Source organism: Streptomyces sp. AM 2-1-1 (genome assembly GCF_029167645.1).
Lineage (GTDB): Bacteria > Actinomycetota > Actinomycetes > Streptomycetales > Streptomycetaceae > Streptomyces.
This window is the reverse complement of record NZ_CP119147.1, coordinates 83,700-104,289: the sequence shown is the minus strand read 5'-3', so window position 1 is coordinate 104,289 and position 20,590 is coordinate 83,700. Positions and strand designations below refer to the sequence as shown.

Below are 20,590 nucleotides of genomic sequence, written 5' to 3'. Positions count from 1 at the left end.
CGCCGCGGACGCCCCGCCCGCGAAAGCGACCCCCGGACCTCACCCCACCGCCACCGGCGCGCCCGCCCCGGACCGCTCCGGCCCGAGGGTCCCCGCCCGCGCCGCGTCGAGAGCGGCCAGCCGCGCGGTCAGACGGTCGGCGTAGGAGCGGGAGAGCCCCGTCGGCCGCCCGTCGAGGTGCACGGCGCAGGCGGTCGTCGTGTCGATCAGCATCTCCAGGGCCTGCGCGACCTCGGCGGAACCGGCCGTACGCCGGGCCACCGGCGGCAGTTCCGCCGCCGACAGCTCGATCGCGTGACGGGCCACCGCGAGGGAGCGGTAGGCATCACGCCTCAGGTCGCCGCGCCGGTCCCCGTCCCCCGGGTGGTCCAGTACGTGACGCAGGTACCGGTGGGCGGCCGAGGACGCCGTGTCGAGCGCCGAGCGCACCGCGTGCATCCGCTGCCCCGGCATCCGTACGTGACCGATCACCAGCACCAGCGCACACGCCAGCAGCGACTCGACGACGCGTCCGGCACCGGCGGCCGGCTCACCGGACAGCCGTACCAGCGAGAGCACGAGCACCGTGACCACCGCGGTCTGCGCCGCGAAGTGCCGGGTGGACACGGGCACCAGAGCGCCGCACACGACGACCGCGGCCACCGCGACCCCGGGACCGCCGAACGCAGCCGGCAGCACGGCGTAGAGAGCTGCCCCCGCCACCGTTCCGGCCGCCCGGCACAGCACCCGCGACGCCAGCGGCCCCAGATCGGGCTTCACCAGGAAGACCGCGGTCGCGGGCAGCCAGTACCAGTGATCGTGGCGGAGCAACTGCGCCAGCACGGCGCTCGCGCCGCAGCACAGGGCGACCCTGATCCCGTACGCCCGTCCCGCCGGGCCGAAGGCACGCCGCACCAGGGGCACGCGGTCGGCCGTGCCGGTCGTCCGCAGCCGTCCGCCCTCGCGACGGTCGAAATCGGCGGCCGCGCGCAGCAACGCCTCGTCGAGCGCGCGCAGCCCCGCCCCGGACCGCGCCGGCGCGGGAAGCGCACCGCAGGGAGCGCCCGTGAGCACCGCCCTCGCCAGCCGGTCCGGGCCTTCGGCGATGCGCGGGGGAAGGGGCTTCCCCGCCCAGGCCAGCGCGGTCGCGGCCTCGACCAGCGGAAACGCGGCGGCGTACTGGGCGTGCAGTCGGCGCTCGGCGGCCGAACCGGCGCGACGGGTGAGCCGGGGCCCGGCCAGGGTGTCCTGCGCGTGGTCGAGTGCGGCGCTCAGAGCAGCCCGCCGGCCCGGTGCCCGATCACTCCCAGCGGCGCGCAGCAGTTCCGCGACGGCCACGTACACCGCCGCCACGGCCTCGCGCTCCCCGTCGAGCAGATACGGGGCACCCGTCCCGCCCCGCTTGCGGACGGGGGAGGGCAGTACCAGCCGCAGCGTGAGCAACCACCCGGCGCCGAGGAGGAAGAGAGCCGCGCGGTGCCAACCGGGCTCCGGCAGGGGCATCCCGGCGCCGATCACGGCCGCCACCAGCAGCTGGGTCCCGCAGGAGGAGGCGACGGGTCCGGTCGAACTCATCGCGCCCGCGACGAACCCCAGAACGCCCAGGGCGAGCGGCAGGACCACCAGAGAACGCCCGCCGCCGGTCACCTCTCCCAGGCAGGCACCGAGAAACAGCCCGAGGGCACCGATCAGCGCGGGGAGACCGAGCCGCAGAACGGCGCCGCGACGGCTGCCGGGCCGGTCATTGAAACCCGCGAGCATGGCCCCCAGCGCGGCGGGAACCCCGAGCGAGGGACGGTCGGCCAGCACCGACAGCAGCAGCGGCAACATCGCGAGCCCGCCCCGGAGGACGGCGCCCCAGGGCAGCGGGCCGCGCTGCATGCTCAGCACATGGCCCAGCCAGCGGGGCAGCGGACGCGCGGGGGCGGGGAGAGGGAGGGCGGGAAAAGGGGGTCGGAACAACGGGGCTCCCGTCCAGCGGTGACATGGTGCGCCGGTGGACGTCCTCGGCCGTGGCTTCGGGGACCAGGGTAGGGGAGCGGCGAGGAGGTCGTGCTACCCCGCCGTTACCAGCACGTGAAGGCCGGCACGCGAGGGCCGTTCCGGGGCCCACTCGAAGGGGGACGGGAGCGGGACCCGGCCCGCGCCGGACGCGGCAGAGGCGCGCGCCGCCGTCCCCGGTCGCGATTCCCTCAGGAGCGCGGCGGGTTGCCCCCGTCCCGCTCGCCCTCCGCGCCGAACTGCTGCCTCAGCCGGTCCTGAGCCGAGTCGACCTGACCCTCGTACTTGTTACCGGTCTTCTTGTCGACCATGTCGCCGGCCTTGTCCACGCCCTTGCCCGCCTGCTCCTCGTGTCCCTTGAGCATCTTCTTGATCTTGTCCATCGCCGACATGACGCGTCCTCTCCGTCGTGGTCCCCCCGAGGTCCCCTCAAGGTTCGCCGCACCCGGCCCGCTCCGCATCCCCGCGGAGGGGCCGGGATGCGAAGCCCGCACGGGCGCGGAAGTGTGAACACCGCCCCCATGGGCACATACCGGTTGACCAACAGGAGGTGGTGGCAATGGGCCGCATCAGGATCGTCCGCCGTCCGCCGCAGCCCTCGGGGCCGCCCCCGCTCGATCTGCGTACGCCCTCCGGGCGACCGCTCCCCTACTGACGACACTCCGGCGCGAGCCGCTCGGGTGCCGCGCAGGCGTGCGGGAAGGCAACACTTCGCTTCCCCGGTACGCCCCCGCGGAGGTGCCGGAGCGTGAAGGTGCCGGACGCCACCCCCGGCGGCCTCCCGCCGCCCGGAGCCGATGACTAAGCTCCGTACACATGATCGATCGTTCTCGTCCGCGTCTCCGTCCCGCCACGCCGCCACCCGTCGCGTTCACGCCCGTACACCCGAGGCTCTCGCGTCGTACGGTCTCCCGTGCCGTACGGCGGGGGAGCGCCGCGTGAGCGCGCCGCATCGGAACTGGGCCAAGAACATCACCTTCGGCGCCCAGCGACTGCTGACACCGACGTCCGTGGAGGAGCTGCGGCACGTCGTGGGATCGTCCTCCGGGATCCGCGCCCTGGGCACCCGCCACTCCTTCAACGACATCGCCGACACACGGGGCGACCTCGTGTCGGTCGCCGGGCTGCCCCGCGCGGTCGACATCGATCCCGCCGCGGGGACCGCCACGGTGAGCGCCGGGCTCCGGTTCGGCGAGATCACCGGCGTACTGCACGAGCGCGGCTACGCCCTGCACAACCTCGGCTCCCTCCCGCACATCTCGGTCGCCGGCGCCTGCGCGACCGGGACCCACGGCTCGGGCGTCGCCAACCGCTCGCTGGCCGGAGCGGTCCGCGCGACGGAGTTCGTCGGGGCGGACGGTTCGCTGATCACGCTGGAGCGGGGCCACCCCGACTTCGCCGGCTCGGTGGTCTCGCTCGGCGCGCTCGGCATCGTCACACGGCTGACCCTCGACCTCGTGCCCACCTTCGACGTCCGGCAGTGGGTCTACGAAGCCATGCCCCGCGACCACGCGCTCGGCGGCTTCGAGGAGATCATGGCCGAGGGCTACAGCGTCAGTCTCTTCACGAGCTGGAGCGACGGACCGGTCGACCAGGTGTGGGTCAAGCGGGCCGCCGAGGACGGCGACGCGCACGAAGCTCCCGCCCAGTGGCGCGGAGCGGTGCTCGCGGACGGCCCCCGCCACCCCGTTCCCGGTATGCCGCCCGCCCACTGCACCGTGCAGCAGGGGGTACGCGGCCCCTGGCACGAGCGGCTGCCCCACTTCCGCCTCGAATTCACCCCGAGCAGCGGCGACGAACTGCAGTCGGAGTACTTCGTGGCCAGGCACGACGCTCCGGCGGCCTTCGAGGCCCTGGAACGCCTGCGGGACCGTGTGGCGCCCCTGCTGCTGATCGCGGAGATCCGGACGGTCGCGGCCGACGACCTCTGGCTGAGCCCCGCCCAGGGCCGCGACTGCGTCGCCTTCCACTTCACCTGGAAGCCCGACACGGCCGCCGTCGCGCCGGTGCTGCACGCCGTCGAGGAGGCGCTCGCCCCCTTCGGCGCGCGGCCCCACTGGGGCAAGGTCTTCCCCATGGGCCCCAGCGACCTGCGTGGTCTCTACCCCGACTTCGCCCGCTTCGAGGAGCTCACCGCCCGGTACGACCCCGAGGGGATATTCCGCAACGACTTCCTGCGGCGCTTCTTCCCCCGGCCGGGGGAGTGAGACACCGGTCCCCGCCTCACCCGGCGTCGGGCCGTACCGCCGCCACGCGCCCGCCGGCCGCCGGCCTGCGGGCGCGGGCGCTGGAGCGCGGCGTCAGCTCCTCGACCAGCTCCGCCAGCTCCGTACAGGCGTGCTCCATCTCGCGGCGGATGTCCTGCTGCTCCGTGATGACCGCCGACAGCAGGAGTGAGGTGAGCGTCACCGAGCCGTTCAGGACGGCCAGGTTGAGCATCACCTCCAGCACCGCGTGCCCCTGGAACGGCCCGATCCGGTGCGTCGCCGCGACCACCGCGACGACGGAGACGAGCAGGGCGCACGGTGCGCTGCCGGGCAGCTGGAAGCGGAGCGCCGCCCAGATCAGCACGGGAAAGACGACGTAGAGCATGGCGAGCGTGCTCGTCGTCGCCAGGATCGTCGCGCCCGTCACGACGACGAAGAGCCCGGCCGCCTCCAGCCACCGGTCCGTGACCCGCGGCATCCGGGCCCGGCGCAGGACGAGGAGCATGGGCGTCACGACGAGCACGCCCATCACGTCCCCGGCCCACCAGCACGCCCAGATGGGCCAGAACCTCTCGGGAGGGAGCTTCTCCGTCACGACGAGCGTGATGCTGCCCAGGGTGGAACTGATCAGCATCCCGGCGAAGGCGCCCAGGAAGACCAGCGCGAGTCCGTCCCGCAGCCGGTCCAGCTCCTCCCGGAAGCCCACCGCCCGCAGCGCCAGGTAGGCGCAGAGCGGACTGAGGGTGTTGCCGGCCAGGATGCCGATCCCGAGAGGTGAGAACGAGCCGCTGATCGAGAGAGTGGTGAACAGCGCACCGAGCGCGATGCCGGGCCAGATCCGTCCGCCGAACTGCAGCAGCGCTGCCAGAGCCACCCCGGTGGGCGGCCACAGGGGCGTCACCACCGACTGGTAGGCCTCCACCCTGCGGAGCAGCCCCAGGCGCCCGGAGAGGTAGTACACGGCGGCGACGCCCAGGAGCTGTGCGGCGGCCACGGTGCGACGTCGGGCCTTCTCGCTGCGGATCACAGATGCCATCAGACACCGACCTCCGCACCGCCCCCGCCGTGACACGCACGGTGGGCCGTCAGGCGGTGCTCCCGGCCGGATCGCCACCGTGGCGGATGACGAGGAAGGCGACGTCGTCCTCATGGCCTGTCATGTCCGCGGCTTTGAGCACCGTCTGGGCGAGCTCCTCGGCGGAGGCGTGCACCTGTGCGCTCACCAGTCGGCGTACCGCTTCGAGTCCGTCGTCCAGATCGAGGGAGGGCCCTTCCACCAACCCGTCGGTCAGCAGGACGATCGCGCCGGGTACGTCGAGCCGCCGCCGCGTGACGGGGTAGGTCTCCCCGCTCTGGATGCCCAGCGGCAGGCCGCCCGGGCTCTCCGCGATCCCGGACCGTCCGTCCACGGTGGCCCACACGCTCGCGACGTGGCCGGCCCGGGCGGAGTGGAGCTCATGGGCGACCGGATCGACCCGCAGGAAGGTGCACGTGGCGAAGAGGGGCGCCGTGACGGACACCAGGAGATCGTTCGTACGGCGCATGACCTCGCCCGGATCCGACGTGCTGCCCGCGATGGCCCGTATCGCGATCCGTATCTGCCCCATGACGGCCGCCGCCTCGACGTCGTGCCCCTGGACGTCGCCGATGGCGAAACCGAGCGCGCCGTCCGGCAGCGCGAATCCGTCGTACCAGTCGCCGCCGATGTCGAGCCCGTGGAGGGTCGGCTGATAGCGGGCGGCGGTCCGCAGGCCGGGAAGGGAGGGCAGCGCACCCGGGAGCATCGTGCGCTGGAGCGCTTCCGCCAGTTCCACACGGGCCTGGTGGAGCTCCACTTCCTGCCGGGCGCGAGCGGTGAGCTGGTGCAGGGTGCTGAGCAGGTCGGCGGCGCTCGCTGGGGCGGGATTCCTCCGGCGAGTCATCGGCTGCTCCAGTACGAATCGGTCACTGCAGAGTATTTCGCGCACGGAGCTCCGGCGACCCGGCAGGAGCGGCGAGCGACCGGACGTCGGCGGCGGGGCCGGCGCCGAAGCCCTCCGGAGACGGTAGTACCGGCCGCCGGACCCGGAGGACCGGCTTCTCCGGTCAGGGGGTGGGATCCCTCGGCCTGCGGAGCCCTCTGCTCTCAGACCAGCCGGTTCCGGTGGACGTGGCCGTCCTTGACGATGACGGCCAGGTTCTCCTCGGGTGCGCCGAGCACCCGCGGGTCGCGCAGCGGGTCTCCCTCCACGATCAGGAGGTCCGCCCACGCGCCGACGGTGATCTCGCCGAGACGGGCGGCCTTGTAGGGGTCGCGCTCGCCGGCGAGCCGGAACAGGGCGGCGTTCTGCGAGGTGACCATCGTCAGCGCCTCGACGGGCGTGAAACCGAAGGTGGTGGAGAGCCGGGTGAGCATCTCGCTCTGGTGGTCGGCCCTGGACGGTTCCAGCAACAGGTCCGTACCGAAGGCGATCCGCGCTCCGACGGCCCGGGCCCACTCGTAGGTACGGGCCACTCCGTCGCACACCTCCTTGTGCTTCGCCGTGGACTCGGGGGAGGCGAAGGAGTGGTCGCTCTCCAGGAACGGCTGGGTGCTCAGCCACACCCCCTCGTCCTTCAGCAGCTGGATGGTCTCCTTCGAGGCGAGGTGGCCGTGCTCGATGGATGTGATCCCGGCCGCGACCGCGCGGCGGATCCCCTCGTCGGTGAAGACGTGGGCGCTGACGTACGTGCCCCAGTCGGCTGCGGCTTCGACGGCCGCCCGCAGCTCCTCCACCGTGTACTGCACCACGTCCAGCGGGTCGTGCGCGGAGGTCACTCCGCCGCCGGCCATGACCTTGATCTGGGTGGCCCCCTTCTTCAACTGCTCGCGGGCGGCCGCGAGGACCTGGTCACGGCCGTCCGCGACCCTCATGAAACCGATCGCCTCCGCCCGCGAGGGGGCACCCCGGAAGGTGGTGGCGGCGTCGTGCACGCAGGAGAAGTCGCCGTGACCCGACGTCTGCGAGAGCGCGGCCTGACTGGGATAGATCCTCGGGCCGGGAAAGGTGCCCGCGTCCAGGACCTGCCGCAGCGCGGTGACGTCCCCTCCCATGTCCCGCACGGTGGTGAAGCCCCGCATCAGCATCCGCCCGGCCTCGGCGAGCGCCTGGTAATACCCCGAGCCGGTGCTTCCCATGGCGAGCCCCGCCTCCGTGTTCCCGACGGCGAAGAGGTGGACGTGCGCATCGGTCAGGCCGGGCATCAGCACCCGTCCGCCGCCCTCGATGACCAGCCCACGCGGGGGGAGGTCCTCCCCGATCTCCGCGATCCTGCGGCCTTCGAGGCGCACCGACCGGGGTGCCGAGAGCTCACCGTCCAGCCCGTCGAAGACGCGGACGTCACGGATCAGGACCGTCTCGGAGTTCATGGGTTCCTTTCCTCACTCTCGCGGACATCACTCTCGCGGCGCACGGACATCACTCTCGCGGCGAGCGGAGGGCACTCTCACGGCGAACCGAGCGCCCGAAAGCGGGGGCGCCCGGGGTTCCGGGGAACGCGTCCCGGAGACCGGTGCCGATCACTGTGCTTACCGCGCGCCCTCCGCCGGGAAACGTCCGGCCCGGCGACGGGCCGGGCCACCCACGACGCCCGAGCGGGCACACCGTCCGGCCTCCCGCGAGCCACTCCACCGCCCTCCGGATGACGCTTGTCGATCCGGGTGTTCGACGCTACGGTCCCCTTGATCGTCAGGCGGCGAGGGTCCTGGCGCAGGGCGGGAGCGGCGGCACACGTGCGAGACGGAACCGCGCGAGTCATCCGGAACCCCGTGCTGCCCGGTTCGCATCCGGACCCGTCGATCGTGCGGGTCGGCGACGACTACTACCTGGCGACCTCGACCTTCGAGTGGTGCCCGGGAGTCCGGCTGCACCATTCCCGGGACCTGATCCACTGGGAGGCGCTGGGCGGGGCACTCGACGGCCCGACGGGCCTCGACCTGACGGGCTGCCCGGACTCCGCCGGCGTGTGGGCTCCCCATCTGAGCCACGTCGACGGAGTGTTCCACCTCGTCTACAGCAACGTGTCGACCTACACCGGCGGGTTCACCGACAGTCCCAACCACCTCGTCACCGCGTCCTCGATCCACGGTCCCTGGTCCGATCCGGTCCCGCTGCACGCACGCGGCTTCGACGCGTCCCTCTTCCACGACGGTCAGGACAGCTGGCTGGTCAACCTCGTCCACGACTGGCGCCCCGGCCACGGCGGGTCCGCCGGCCTGGAGGCGACCCGCTTCGACCGCGCTGCCCGCGCCCTGAGCGGCGACCCCGTCCGCCTCCAGCTGCCTTCCGGCGCGGAGTGGATCGAGGGCCCGAACCTCTACCGCGCCGGCCCCTGGTACTACCTGCTGACGGCCGACGGCGGAACCGGTTACGACCACCAGGTGACCGCCTCCCGTTCCCGCACCCTGACCGGCCCCTACGAACGGGATCCGAACGGGGCGCTCATCACCGCCCGCCACCGCCCGGACCTCCCCCTCCAGAAGGCCGGCCACGGCAGCCTCGTGACCACGCCCGCCGGAGAGTCCTACCTGGCCTACCTCGTCGCCCGCCCGATCGGCCGCCACGGACCGTGCGTACTGGGTCGCGAGACCGCGCTCGCCCCCGTGACCTGGACCTCCGACGACTGGCCCCGGGTCCCCACGGGCGAACCGGCCGCCGAGATCCCGGCCCCCGCGTCCCGGGCGACCGACCGGACCACCGGAGAGGAATCCTGCCCGCCGAGTACCCCGGCACCGGGCGCCGCCGTCCACGACTACTTCGACGACGCCGTCCTGGGGACGCGGTGGTCCACCCTCCGCCGGCCCGCGGCCCCCGACTGGCTGTCCCTCACCGACCGCCCCTCCCACCTGAGGATCCGGGGAGGCCGCTCCCCGCGCAGCCTCGTCGGACCGAGCCTCGTGGCCCAACGTGTGACCGCGCCCCGCTGCTCCTTCGAAGCCACGATGGAGTACCGCCCCGCGGGGTTCCAGCACCTCGCCGGGATCACCGCGTACTACAACACCCAGAACTGGTACTACCTCTACGCCACCGCCGACGACGACGGCCGGCCCGTACTGCGCACGGCGCGCAGCGACCGGGGCGACCTGACGGTCGACGAGGCCGGCAGCGTCCCCCTCGACGGCATCGCCCATGACGGCGTCACGAGACTGCGGCTCGGTTGCGAGGTGCGCGGAGGCGACCTGCGCTTCCACTACGACACCGGCTCCGGCCGGCGCCCCATCGGCGAGGTGTACGACGCCACCGTGCTCTCCGACGAGCACGCCCAGGAGCTCCACGGAGGGCAGATCAGAGCCATGGGCTTCACCGGGGCGTTCGTCGGGCTGTGGGTCTGGGACCTCTCCGGGCACGGACACCACGCCGACTACGATCAGGCGACCTTCCACGCCGAGAACTGAACGGACGAACGCAGAAGATGACCGAGCGGCCCCGCCCTGTCGACAGCGAACTCGTCAGGGCGGCCGAGCACGTCGCGCGCACCCGCTGCCACGGCGACAACCACACCGTGGCCGCCGCCGCGCGCGTCCGGGACGGCCGGATCATCACCGCGGTGAACGCCTACCACTTCACCGGCGGACCCTGCGCGGAACTGGTCGTGATCGGTGCGGCAGCCGCCCAGGGCGCGTACGAGCTGGACACAGTCGTCGCCGTGGGCGATCGCGGCCGGGGGATCCTTCCGCCGTGCGGCCGTTGCCGGCAGGTGCTTCTCGACTACTTCCCGGGCATCGAGGTCATCGTCGGCGCGGGCGACCGCGTCCGCGCCGTCGCCGAGCTGCTTCCCGAAACCTACGTCTGGGCCGACTGAGCGGCTACGCGGAGGCGGGGGAGGGGCGTGAGCCACCTCTCCGCGTACCGCGACCGACGAGCCCTCGGCAGTGGGAGCCCAGCCTCCGTCGAGAGACGCGGTGTGACGCTCGCGCGGCACGCACGCGCTGTGGCCGACGGCCGTTCACCGCCGACTGCCGTTCACCGCAGTGCCGACCGGGGTGCGGAGCGAACACGACGCCGTGCTCGGCGCCTGCGGCACACTGCGGCGCGGCGCGGGCCAGGTGCGAGGACTTCCTCCACGTGAAGGCGTCCCACGGCATCGGCGCGGGACCGGTGCGGGGCGACGAGCCCCACCGAGGAGCGCTCGGCCACGCCGGGGCCCGGCCCGACGGTTCGGCTCACGCCAACTCCAGAGCTCGTACGAGCCCCCCGGTGGTGTGCGCCGGGAGTCAACGAGGCCCGGCGTCACCGTCGTCGAGGGTGACGCCCAGCCGGCCTGCGACATCCGTGAGGGTCGGTCCCAGCGGGAGCGCTACGCGGGTGACGGCGTGCCGGTCGCCCCGCGTGGGATCCCGGTTGACGATCAGTACGGGCTTGTGTTCCTGAGCCGCCTGGCGGACGAACCGGAGGCCCGACATCACCGTCAGGGAGGACCCGAGTACCAACAGCGTCCGCGCGTCACTGACCAGGGCGCGGCAGTGCTCGACCCGCTCCGGGGGCACGGTCTCACCGAAGAAGACCACGTCCGGCTTGAGGACACCGCCACAGACCGTGCAAGGCACCACCCGGAAGTCGCCGACCTGTTCGTCGGTGAGATCGGCGTCACCGTCCGGGTTGAGGGCCGCGGCCACCGGCGCGAAACCCGCGTTGGCCGCCTCCAGGCGGGCGGCGAGTTCGCGGCGCGCGCTGAAGGTGCCGCAGGTGAGGCAGACGACCCGGTCCAGGCTCCCGTGGAGTTCCACCGCGTCTCGGCTGCCGGCCGCCTGGTGCAGACCGTCGACGTTCTGGGTGATCACACCCGAGAGCAGACCCTGCCGTTCGAACGCCGCCACGGCCCGGTGCCCGGCGTTGGGGCGGGCGCGGCCGAAGGTACGCCATCCGAGGTGGCTGCGCGCCCAGTAACGACGCCTGGCCAGGGCGTCGGCGGTGAACTCCTGGTACGTCATCGGGGTGTGCCGGCTCAGGCTCCCGCCGTCGCCCCGGTAGTCGGGGATGCCCGACTCCGTGGAGATGCCGGCCCCGCTGAGTACCAGCACTCCGCCGACGCTCAGCGCATCGGCGACCGGGGACGGGTCGGTGGTGCCCGGCGGCAGGTCTTCGGGAGGGGTCCAGGTCAGGGTGGGGCGCATGCGCATGCCCCCAGGTTACGGCGGCGCGGTGCGGGAGGTGCCGGGCACCGGCGCCCGCCCCGGAGCACCGGGTCCGGGTTCCGGGCGCGTGGACCGGTCAGGACTTTTCAGTACGACCGCGCAGGGGGTTCACCCCACGCATATCCGGGTGCGGGCCCCGGTCAGACGGGGCGTGCACGGGGAGCGGAGTCCGCACGCCCTTCCTGATGGCTCTCCTCGCCCTGCACCGAGCGCGCCGTAAGGCATCCGCCCGGGAGCCCTCGCAGCCCTGAATCCGACCCCCTGAGCAGCTACTCGGCCGATCGCGGCAGCGAGCCCCCGTCGGAGCGTCCCCGCGCGGCTCGGCCGCGTCCCGTCAGGGCCCCTGCCTCGTGAAGAACGACCTTCCCGACACCCCTCTCCCGCGTACCGCCGCCCTCTTCACGCCTCACCTCGTCGACGTCGGCGACCTCGACCCACCCTGACCTTCCCGGGCCGCTGCTCCTGCGCCCGGGCCGGAGTCCAGCGGTGTTTCCCCCAGCCGTGCACGGTCGACTCCTCGACCGGCTTCGTGACGGCTTCGAAGCCAGCGGCGCACACCGCGTCCCACTCGGTTGCGGAAGCGAAGCGATCGTCCGACCTGCGCAGCATGCTGGGACCGGCGCTCAGCGGATACGCCTGCGGAGTGGCGGGTCGGCGTCCACCCGATCTCCGCGTCGGCCTTTCACCCCCGCCCCCCATCCTGGCCGCCTGCGTCGGTCCGCTGGCGGGCATCTCACGCGGGGTGTCCGGTGCGGGGTTGGTGGGCGGCATCGAGGGTGGGGTAGAGGTGGAGGAAGGTGTCGGCGCCGACGATCCGGAGAAGTCGGCGGACGGTGGGGGAGGGGGCAGCGATCCTCAGGTCGCTCTGGTCGTGGAGGGTGAGGAGCAGGCGCAGGAACGAAGAGTCGGCGAAGGTGATGCCGCTCGTCTCAAGGATCAGGGTGTCGTGCCGGGCGAGCGCGGCGGCCACCTGATCCTCGAGGAGCGGCAGAGAGTCGAGGTCGAGGTCGCCGGACCAGGTGAGCACCGGTATCGGGGCTGCGGATTCATAGGGCTCACGGACTGTCATGTGGGTCATCGTCGCAGGTTGCCTTGGCCGACCGGGTGACCCCTCCGCATCCGGCCGGTTTCCGCTCGCCGGTGCGGCCCGTTCCGGCATCCCGGAACCGGCGTCTGCTCCTGCTGCTCCGGCGCCACGGGGAACGCTTCACGGTCTACCGACTGTCGGGCCCCTTGCTCCGGATGATGCTCGGCCACCCCGCCGGGCGGTCTTCCCACCCGCAACTACCGTGACTTGTTGCGCGCCGGTCGAGCCCGGTCACACGCGCTCCGCCACGGACTCCCCGGAGGATGGTTCGTGCGCGTTCGGCCCTTGCCCAGTGAGGCGGGGGGAGGAGGGCTGCAGCGACGTCGATGTTCACGCTGCCACCACCTGCGGCTCACGCCAGGTGGTGGTCACACCGGTGCGCCGACGGAGCATGCCCCGGTCATCGTCAGTGGAGGCGGGCAGTTGAAGAGACGGGGCGGTGCGCGGCGTCGCGAATCAGGTGTCGGTGCAGTACGACTCCAGCGGGACCACCGTGTCCTTCGCGGAGAACAGCGACGGCACCCTCGCCACCCGCGCCGGATACTGCCGGGACCTGGTGAAGAACAGCGCCGGCACCTGCACGCTGACCGACCGCCGGCCCGGCACGAAGGACACCTGCACCTCCGCCGACCTGACGATGTGCGGCACTCCGTGGCGGTGTGCGCCGCCCCGGGTCCGGGACGCCCATGCTGCCAAGGTCTGGCTCCCCTTGGACCGCGCTTCGGGGAGGCGTACTGCGAGGCGGAGTTCGCCCTCAGCCGCGCAGGCGTACCAACTGCTCGGTGTCGTCCGCGCCTTGGCGGCGGCAATCCACGGCGCGGTCACAGTCGGCCCCTGCCTGTCTCGCACGCGAGACACCGCCCCGGCCGTTGCGGCCGCGCAGTCCTGACCGGCGGCCAGGGCTCTGCCCCTGTGGTCGTGACCGGGGAACGAAGCCCGCTCGTCAGGGTCTCGTCCCCGTCGGGAACAGCGAGTCCCCCGGCTGTTGGTGCGAGCCGGTGTGATGCCGGCGGTGACGGTGTTGGTGGCACGGCCTGCACCCGGCTTACCCTCCCCAGCCCTGCGGGCGGAGCCCTCCGCACCTGCCGGGGGCAAACGTGGTCCCCCCGCAGCGTCGCAGGCCCTCATCCGCACACCAACACGGCGACCACCGAAGACCCCCGCACCGGTCATGATCGCTTGGCGACGGTCCGGGGTCGCCTGTCGGAGGACCGTTGTCGCTGCTCCTGGTCGGGCTGCTCGCCCTGGGTGCAGCGAGTCGCTGCTCGGTGGGCAGCGGAGGGTGGTGGTCGCCGTCGGTGGGGTGCCGCTCGTGGTCCTGATGATGGTCGTCGGGTTGCGGCAGGGCGGTGTCGTGGCGGAGAAGTCGTCCTTGCCTGTGGATCAAGTGTTCTAGGCTCCGAGGATGACCAGTGATCTCCTCCGCCTGACTGTCCTGGGGAGCGCGACGCCCTATCCGTGTGTGGACAACCCTTGCTCCGGCTATCTGGTGTCCGACGGTGGCACTCGGGTGTGGGTGGATGCAGGCAGCGGGACGCTGGCCCAGCTGCAACGGCATGTTCGGCTGGAGGACCTGGACGCGATCTGGATCTCGCACATGCACGCCGATCACAGCGCAGACCTTCTCACGGCCTACTACGCCGTCCTCTTCGCGGAGGTGGAACTTACCGAACCGATCCCCCTGTACGGCCCACCAGGCATCGCTGACCGGTTGGCTCACTACCTCACCAATACCTCGACCCGCAGCCCGGTCGAATCGGCCTTCGCCTTCCACGAACTGCATGATGGGCATCAGGTCCGAGTCGGTGGACTCACCCTGACCAGCCGTGCGGTGGCGCATGGGCTTCCGGCCTTCGCTGTCCGCATCGAGGGCGCGGGGAGGTCGCTGGTCTACTCCGGAGATACAGCGCCGTGCACCGGCCTCACGGATCTGGCTGAGAGATGTGATGCGCTGCTGTGTGAGGCCGAGAGCGCGCAGGCGCCGGATCCGGGCGAACAGGTGCACCACACACCCGAGGACGCCGGTGACACGGCCAGCGCGGCCCGCGCGGGACGGTTGATCGTCACGCACGTCGGCCGCTTCCTCACGCCGCAGCAAGCGGTGACACGCGCCTCGACCCGGTTCGACGGACCCACCGACTATGCCGCCCCCGGTGCCACCTTCGTGATCGGTCAGGCCGCGAACGTTTCGGGGCATTCGACTAGGTGACGGTGCTCGAGGAGAGCGCTTCGCACCGTGGCGTGGCGGTGGCGAAGGTCGACTCGATGGGGGTCGGGGTCCCCGGTGGGTCCAGTTGTCGGCGGCCGGCATCCGCCTCGTGCCCTCGCGGAGGATCGCGTCAACCGCGGGACGCGCTACGGCCCGTGGCACGGACGCGGTCCGCGCTACGGCAGGACGCGCCTCGGGACGGTATTCCCTCGGCGGGGCGCGGTAGGCCTCGGCCCGGCGGGGTGCGGCGCGGTAGGACACGTTACGGCTCGTTGCACGGACGCGGTCCGCCTGCGGCGGGAAGTGCCCCGGGACGGCATTCCCTCGGCGCGGTACGGCAGGACGCGAACCTACCGGGCAGGTCTCGTCCCGGCGGGACGTGCCCCGGGACGGCATCTCCTCGGCGCCGCATGGCGGGACGCGGCCTGTGACACGGCGCGGCGTCCCCTGGGACGGTATTCCCTCGGCGGGGCGCGGTAGGCCGCTGCCTGGCTCGTGACGCGAGGTGGTCCGCCTGCGGGAAACGACTCGCCTGGCCGGGCGCGCCCCGGCCTGTGGCATGGACGCGGTCTGTAGCGCGTTGGGGACGTGTCCCGGCACCGCGCGGCGCCTCCTCGGTGCTCCGTGGCAGGACGCGATCCCGGGCGGTGGGACGCGAACCGGGCGGGCAGTCCTCGTCCCGGCGGGACGCGCCCTGGGACGGTGCTCCCTTGGCGCGGCACGGCAGGACGCGATCTCGGGCGGTGGGATGGGCGCGACTCCGGTAGGACGTGGCCGGTGGTGGTGTCCCTTGGGTGTGGTCCGGCGGGTTGTGTCTCGGCGGGTTGGGGGGCGGTGTGGGTGGGTGTTCGTGGTGGGTTGGGGGTGGGTGCGGGTCCTGGAGTGTTGGGGGGTGTGGGTGGGGGGTGTGGGTGGGTGGTGGTGCGGGGGCGGGGCGGGGGTGCGGGGTGGTGGGTGGTTAGGGGTGGGTGGGTGGGGTGCCGTTGAGGTGGAGGTGGGTGAGGGTGGTGGGGGTGACGGTGTGGTGGAGGAGGTGGTGGAAGAGGTTGGTGATGGTGGGTGGGGTGAGCCAGTTTTTGTTGTGTCGGGCGAGGGTTTCGTAGCCGATGGTTGCTCCGGTGATGGTTTGGGCGAGTTGCCAGGGTGTGGTGTGGGGGGTGAGGGTTCCTTGGGTCGCGGCGTGGGTGAGGGTGGTTTGGACGTAGCTCTGCCAGGTGTGGCGCAGGTTGAGGCAGGTGCGTTCGCGGGCGTCGCTGTTGAGGCGGAGGCCGGCGCGGGTGATGACGTCGTGGTGGAGGGTGCGGGCGAGGGCGTGGGTGGTGTCGATGAGTGTCTGGAGGGCGTTGTGGGGGGTGTGGGGGGTTTGCCGGGCTGCTTGGTGGAGGTGGTGGAGGGCTGTTTCCTCGACGGCGTCGGCGAGTTCTTGTTTGTTGGGGAAGTGGAAGTGGAGGGCTCCGCTGGTGACGCCGGCCGCGGCGGTGACCTCGCTGAGGCGGGTCCGTTCGTATCCGTTGGTCTCGAACTGTTCGGCGGCGGCGTGCAGGAGGGCTCCGCGGGTGCGCAGGGAGCGTTCCTGTCGTCCTTTTCCGGTGCGGTGGGCGGGGGGCTGTCCGGGATCGTCCATCGGCTGTGACGGCAACATGAAGACATCAGTACTAAGAAGAATCATTTGATGCCAGCCCGCCGAGGCCTATGTCCCTTATGAGTATTTTATAGGGACTTTCGCGCCAGGCTGGCCGGAAGTCGTTTTGAGGCGAAAAGGAAGAATGCCCGTTGCTGATGGGTTGATAAACCCGCAGAGTGTACTTTTCGTCCGCGTCAGGACCTTTGACAAAAACATTCTTCGGCGTCTTATAATCGGTTGACGGGTTGCGTGGTGATCCACTCGAGGGGAAATGAAGCCATGGCTGGCGACACAGGCCTGCTTGCGTACCGTGTTCCCGGCGTGCGTGGGGGTCAGGGTGAGGCGCGCGGCGGGCCGGGCGGGGTGCCGGGTGGTGTTCCGGGCCGGGCGGACGTGGTGCCGGTGGGCGCCGAGGGGGCGGGGGCTGGCGCGTTCTGGTGGTGGAGAGTGATCCGGCCGAGGCGGATCCCCTGATGCGGGCTCTGCGCCGTCATGGTCACCGGGCGGCGGGTGCGGTGACGGGGACGGCGGCTCTTCGCGCTTACGGGCAGGCGGATCTGGTCCTCCTCGATCTGGATCTTCCCGATCTGGACGGTCTGGAGGTGTGCCGGAGCATCCGCCGGGTGGATGACATCCCCGTGATCGCGGTGACTTCCCGGGACAGTGAACTCGACCGGGTGCTGGGCCTTCGCGCGGGAGCGGACGACTATCTGGCCAAGCCCTACGGGCTGCAGGAGCTGATGGCGCGCATGGAGGCGGTCATGCGGCGCTTCCGGCCGCACGCTCCCGTCCCGGGCGGGCCGGGCGGTGGGGTCACGGCGTGCGGCGGGCTGCGGATCGACACCGAGAGACGCAGGGCGACCCTGGCCGGCCGGCCGCTGGATCTGACGCCCAAGGAGTTCGACCTCCTGCACCTGCTGGCCGCGCACCGCGGCGGCGTGGTGCCCCGCAAGCTGCTGATGCAGGAGGTCTGGGCCGGTTCCTGGTCCCGGCGCACCCTGGACACCCACGTGTGCAGCCTGCGGAACAAGCTGGGCTCGGGCGACTGGATCCTCACCGTCCGCGGGGTCGGATTCCAGATCGGACCACGCTGACAACACGACAACCCCACGGCACGACGGCGCAGCCGGCCGGCCCCGCCGTCCCCCTCCGCGACCCCCCACCCCCCTCCGCCGCGACACCCCACCCCCCTTGGCCACGACCCCCGCCGGCCGGCCCAGGGGTACCCGCCGCGACCCCCACCCCCTCCGCGACACCTCACCCCCTCCGCCGCGACACCCCGCCGACCGGCCCGGGGGTACCCGCCACGACCCCCCACCCCCTCCGCGACCCCCCACCCCCCTCCGCCGCGACACCCCGCCGCCCGCCCGGGCGGTACCGCAGCGACCCCCCACCCCCCTCCGCCGCGACATCCCGCCGGCCCGCCCCGGGCGGTACCGCCGCGACACCCCACCCCCCTCCGCCGCAACATCCCGCCGGCCCGCCCGGGGGCACCCGCCACGACCCCCCACCCCCTCCGCCGCGACATCCCGTCGGCCGGCCCGGGGGGTACCGCCGCGACACCCCGCCCCGCTCTGCCGTCTCGCGCCGGGATGCCCGCCGCCGTCCGGGCGCGGTTGTCGGGTCCGGTCGGTGATCGGTGTCTGGGCGCGGCTGTCATGGCCGGTCGTCGGTGATCCGCAGGGGGTCTCCCTTCGCCACGGGGTCCGCTCGGCCCCGGCGGCTCGTGCACCGCCCTGCGGTCACCGACTTCGGGTCGACAAGGTCATCGGCACCCTGTTGCGCACCCGGGCCGCCCGGATCATCGCCGGCCGGACTACTTGCTGCGGGGCCGCCGGGCTGGGAGGCGCGCAGCCGGGAGGCGGGGGGCTCTGGTCAGGCACTGGACGAGCAGCTGCCACAGCTCCTCGGGCAGCCCGGGATGCCGGGATGCCGGGGGCCGGGGGCGGGACGGTGGTCGCCGTGACGTGCCGGCGCAGTGCCGGGCCGGGTGGCTGCCGCCGAAGGAGGCGAACCCGAACCGGGTGAGCGGCGCGTGGAGACGGTGGCGAGGGGGTGCGGATGTCGACGGCCGCACGCGGCGGGAGCCCTTCCACCCACTGCCCGCCCCGGTGGCCACGGGGGAGGAGCAACCCTCCCCGGCCCGCGGGGAGGAGCAACCCCCCGCTGGCCGGGGGAGGGGAGGAGCGACCCGCCCGGTGGCCGCGGGGGAGGAGCAGCCCGTGGCCGTGGGGAGGAGGGGACCCTCCCGGTGGTTGCGGGGCGGTGAAACCTTGCTGGTGGTCGTGGGGAGGAGCAACCCTCCCGGTGGCCGCGGGAGAGGGGAGTGACCCTCTCGGCGGTTGCGGGGGAGGAGTGATTCTCCTGGTGTCCGCGGGGCGGTGAAACCCTGCTGGTGGGTGTGGGCAGGAGGGACCCTGCTGGTGGCTGTGGGGGGAGGGACCTTCCCGGTGGCCGGCCGGGTGGGGAAATCCTTGTGGTGACCGGGGCGGGAGGGGATTTCCCGGGGTCCTGCCGGGTGGGGCGTGTGTGCTTGGCGAGGGGTGGGTGGCTGGTGTGTTCGCGCGTTCATCGCGGGGCCGGCCCGTTGTCCCGGGTCCTCCGGGCGGGCTGTTCGTGAGGAATGGGGATGGCGGGGGAGTGGGGGGTGGCCGTCGGGTTGTTTTCCGCCCGGGTGGGGTGGTGCGTGAGTGTTCTGCTGTGACGCAGGAGGTGTTTTCCGGACGCTTGTCTTTCTGCTCGAAAAGGGTTTTCCCTATTTCGTGCCCCGGGTAATATCGGGTGGAATCCCGGCCCTGTTGACGAGGGCCGGGAAATGGAGTCTGCTGGGCGTCGGCCCGTACATCGGCCGCGCCGTTCTCTGGGAATTGGCGGGGCCGGATGCTGTGCGTGCTTTGTCATCCTCCTATCGAGAGCGGGAACACCGGTGAACGTCCAGTCCGTCCAGTCTTCAGTCCTCTCTTCCGATCTCGTCCGGATCGACGCTCTGGGTGCGGATCCGCACGGGGAGATCGCGCGTATACGCGGGTACGGTCCCGTGGCGCGGGTCGTGCTGCCCGGCGGTGTCGTGGTGTGGTCGGTCACGGGCCATCGGGAGATCAAGCAGTTGCTGGCGGACCCGCGGGTCTCGAAGGACGCGGAACAGCACTGGCCGGTCTGGATCAACGGTGATGTCCCGGCCGGCTGGCCCCTTTCTCTCTGGGTTTCGGTGCGCAGCATGATCACCGCGTACGGCGAGGATCACAAGCGATTGAGAAAGCTCACCGCGAAGGCGTTCACCGCGCGCAGGATCGGTGGACTCAGACCGAGGGTCGAGGAGTTCACCGGTCTGCTGCTGGAGGAACTCGCCGCCGCCCCGGAAGGCGAGGTGGTGGATATACGAGAAGGCTTCGCCGCTGTTCTGCCCGTGCAGGTCATCTGCGATTTGCTCGGTATTCCGCAGGAGGCGCGCCGCCGGCTCCAGGACACGATCGGCCTCACCTTTCTCACGGACGTGCCGCCCGAGACGGTGGAGCGGAACGTCGGTGAGCTCTACGCGGCACTGAACGCCCTGGTCGATTCCCGGCGCGCCACGCCGGGCGACGATCTGATCACCTGCCTGATCGCCGCGCGGGACGAGGAGGTGGAGGGGGGCCTGACCCAGGAGGAGCTGGTGGACACCGTCCTGCTCATCATCTCCGCGGGCTACGAGACGACGGTGAACCTGCTGGACCACGCCGTGCACAGTCTGCTGCGCCATCCCGGACAGCTCGCGCTGGTCCGTGAGGGCGTCGCGAGCTGGGACGACGTCGTGGAGGAGACCCTCAGGTGCGAGCCTCCCGGTTTCCACGTCCCTCTGCGGTACGCGGTCCAGGACATCGAGGTGGGGGGTGTGGTCGTCGCGGCCGGGGACGCGATACTCGTCTCGCCGGCGGGGGCCGGACGCGACCCCGAGGTCCACGGCCGGAACGCGGACGTGTTCGACGTGACCCGCGGCACGCGCCGGACCCACCTCACCTTCGGCCACGGGGTGCACCACTGCCTGGGGGCCCCACTGGCCAGGATGGAGGCGGTCGTCGCCCTCGAAGCCCTCTTTCGCCGGTTCCCCGGCCTGCGGCTCGCGGAGCCGGAGCAGCCCTTGGCGCCGCTGCCGTCGTTCCTCTCGAACGGCCACCTCCGCCTCCCCGTACTGCTCCACGCCTGAGCCCCACCACCGTCCGGGCCGGCCACCACCGTCCGGGCCGGCCACCACCGTCCGGGCCGGCCACCACCGTCCGGGCCGGCCGGGGCCGGCCCGAACAAGGTCCGCCCCGCCAGGCTGAGGGATGCGGGGTCCACGGCCCCGCACCCC

At 72.3% G+C, this 20,590-nt stretch carries 15 protein-coding genes; 6 read left to right on the top strand and 9 right to left on the bottom strand.

The features are described from left to right. Positions 1-39 precede the first annotated feature (39 nt). Both PZB77_RS00495 and PZB77_RS00490 read right to left on the bottom strand, forming a co-directional pair. Complete coding sequence (locus tag PZB77_RS00495; protein ID WP_275490507.1) at positions 40-1,860, bottom strand: FUSC family protein; 1,821 nt, start codon at positions 1,858-1,860, stop codon at positions 40-42. Positions 1,861-2,171: 311 nt separating this feature from the next. Further along, positions 2,172-2,372: an antitoxin gene (locus PZB77_RS00490; protein WP_275490506.1), complete on the bottom strand. Its 201-nt coding sequence runs from the start codon at positions 2,370-2,372 to the stop codon at positions 2,172-2,174. A gap of 546 nt (positions 2,373-2,918) precedes the next feature. Between PZB77_RS00490 and PZB77_RS00485 the strand changes: the two genes are divergently transcribed. After that, positions 2,919-4,187, top strand: a complete 1,269-nt coding sequence (locus PZB77_RS00485) for a D-arabinono-1,4-lactone oxidase (RefSeq protein WP_275490505.1) — start codon at positions 2,919-2,921, stop codon at positions 4,185-4,187. A gap of 16 nt (positions 4,188-4,203) precedes the next feature. On the opposite strand, the gene PZB77_RS00480 is transcribed toward PZB77_RS00485, so the two are convergent. The 3 genes from PZB77_RS00480 to PZB77_RS00470 all read right to left on the bottom strand — a co-directional run bounded on the left by PZB77_RS00480 (position 4,204) and on the right by PZB77_RS00470 (position 7,575). Continuing rightward, positions 4,204-5,214 (bottom strand): MASE1 domain-containing protein, encoded by a 1,011-nt coding sequence (locus PZB77_RS00480; RefSeq protein ID WP_275495858.1) that lies wholly within the window; start codon positions 5,212-5,214, stop codon positions 4,204-4,206. Between the two features lie 58 nt (positions 5,215-5,272). Further along, positions 5,273-6,109, bottom strand: a complete 837-nt coding sequence (locus tag PZB77_RS00475; RefSeq protein WP_275490504.1) for a PP2C family protein-serine/threonine phosphatase — start codon at positions 6,107-6,109, stop codon at positions 5,273-5,275. A 203-nt stretch (positions 6,110-6,312) separates the two neighbouring features. Further along, positions 6,313-7,575, bottom strand: coding sequence for an amidohydrolase family protein (locus PZB77_RS00470; RefSeq protein WP_275490503.1), 1,263 nt, complete (start codon positions 7,573-7,575; stop codon positions 6,313-6,315). A gap of 399 nt (positions 7,576-7,974) precedes the next feature. Here PZB77_RS00470 and PZB77_RS00465 point away from each other — a divergent pair, with 399 nt between their 5' ends. Together PZB77_RS00465 and PZB77_RS00460 are read left to right on the top strand one after the other, a co-directional pair. Continuing rightward, the gene (locus tag PZB77_RS00465) at positions 7,975-9,600 is read left to right on the top strand and encodes a family 43 glycosylhydrolase (protein WP_275490502.1); all 1,626 of its coding nucleotides are present in this window, start codon (positions 7,975-7,977) and stop codon (positions 9,598-9,600) included. A gap of 17 nt (positions 9,601-9,617) precedes the next feature. After that, the gene (locus tag PZB77_RS00460; RefSeq protein ID WP_275490501.1) at positions 9,618-10,007 is read left to right on the top strand and encodes a cytidine deaminase; all 390 of its coding nucleotides are present in this window, start codon (positions 9,618-9,620) and stop codon (positions 10,005-10,007) included. A gap of 412 nt (positions 10,008-10,419) precedes the next feature. Here PZB77_RS00460 and PZB77_RS00455 read toward each other — a convergent pair whose 3' ends face one another. The 3 genes from PZB77_RS00455 to PZB77_RS00445 form a co-directional block, all read right to left on the bottom strand. Then, positions 10,420-11,325 (bottom strand): NAD-dependent protein deacetylase, encoded by a 906-nt coding sequence (locus PZB77_RS00455; protein ID WP_275490500.1) that lies wholly within the window; start codon positions 11,323-11,325, stop codon positions 10,420-10,422. Positions 11,326-12,073: 748 nt separating this feature from the next. After that, positions 12,074-12,418 (bottom strand): STAS domain-containing protein, encoded by a 345-nt coding sequence (locus PZB77_RS00450; protein WP_275490499.1) that lies wholly within the window; start codon positions 12,416-12,418, stop codon positions 12,074-12,076. A gap of 465 nt (positions 12,419-12,883) precedes the next feature. Then, on the bottom strand, positions 12,884-13,252 hold the full coding sequence (locus PZB77_RS00445; RefSeq protein WP_275490498.1) for a hypothetical protein: 369 nt from the start codon (positions 13,250-13,252) through the stop codon (positions 12,884-12,886). Between the two features lie 580 nt (positions 13,253-13,832). Between PZB77_RS00445 and PZB77_RS00440 the strand changes: the two genes are divergently transcribed. Next, positions 13,833-14,636, top strand: a complete 804-nt coding sequence (locus tag PZB77_RS00440; RefSeq protein WP_275490497.1) for an MBL fold metallo-hydrolase — start codon at positions 13,833-13,835, stop codon at positions 14,634-14,636. Between the two features lie 958 nt (positions 14,637-15,594). Here the strand turns inward: PZB77_RS00440 and PZB77_RS00435 are convergent. Next, complete coding sequence (locus tag PZB77_RS00435; protein WP_275490496.1) at positions 15,595-16,278, bottom strand: ScbR family autoregulator-binding transcription factor; 684 nt, start codon at positions 16,276-16,278, stop codon at positions 15,595-15,597. 419 nt (positions 16,279-16,697) lie between these two features. On the opposite strand from PZB77_RS00435, the gene PZB77_RS00430 reads away from it, so the two are divergent. Beyond that, entirely contained in the window at positions 16,698-17,354 is a 657-nt protein-coding gene (locus PZB77_RS00430; protein WP_343299828.1) for a winged helix-turn-helix domain-containing protein, read from the top strand. A gap of 1,943 nt (positions 17,355-19,297) precedes the next feature. Next, positions 19,298-20,443: a cytochrome P450 gene (locus PZB77_RS00425; RefSeq protein ID WP_275490495.1), complete on the top strand. Its 1,146-nt coding sequence runs from the start codon at positions 19,298-19,300 to the stop codon at positions 20,441-20,443. Positions 20,444-20,590: the final 147 nt, after the last annotated feature.

What these genes read in the sequence shown, in the direction of transcription:
- PZB77_RS00455 (WP_275490500.1), bottom strand. Translation starts at nt 11,325, where the DNA reads ATGCGCATGCGCCCCACCCTGACCTGGACCCCTCCCGAAGACCTGCCG.
- PZB77_RS00470 (WP_275490503.1), bottom strand. Translation starts at nt 7,575, where the DNA reads ATGAACTCCGAGACGGTCCTGATCCGTGACGTCCGCGTCTTCGACGGG.
- PZB77_RS00450 (WP_275490499.1), bottom strand. Translation starts at nt 12,418, where the DNA reads ATGACCCACATGACAGTCCGTGAGCCCTATGAATCCGCAGCCCCGATA.
- PZB77_RS00490 (WP_275490506.1), bottom strand. Translation starts at nt 2,372, where the DNA reads ATGTCGGCGATGGACAAGATCAAGAAGATGCTCAAGGGACACGAGGAG.
- PZB77_RS00495 (WP_275490507.1), bottom strand. Translation starts at nt 1,860, where the DNA reads ATGCAGCGCGGCCCGCTGCCCTGGGGCGCCGTCCTCCGGGGCGGGCTC.
- PZB77_RS00460 (WP_275490501.1), top strand. Translation starts at nt 9,618, where the DNA reads ATGACCGAGCGGCCCCGCCCTGTCGACAGCGAACTCGTCAGGGCGGCC.
- PZB77_RS00475 (WP_275490504.1), bottom strand. Translation starts at nt 6,109, where the DNA reads ATGACTCGCCGGAGGAATCCCGCCCCAGCGAGCGCCGCCGACCTGCTC.
- PZB77_RS00435 (WP_275490496.1), bottom strand. Translation starts at nt 16,278, where the DNA reads ATGTTGCCGTCACAGCCGATGGACGATCCCGGACAGCCCCCCGCCCAC.
- PZB77_RS00440 (WP_275490497.1), top strand. Translation starts at nt 13,833, where the DNA reads ATGACCAGTGATCTCCTCCGCCTGACTGTCCTGGGGAGCGCGACGCCC.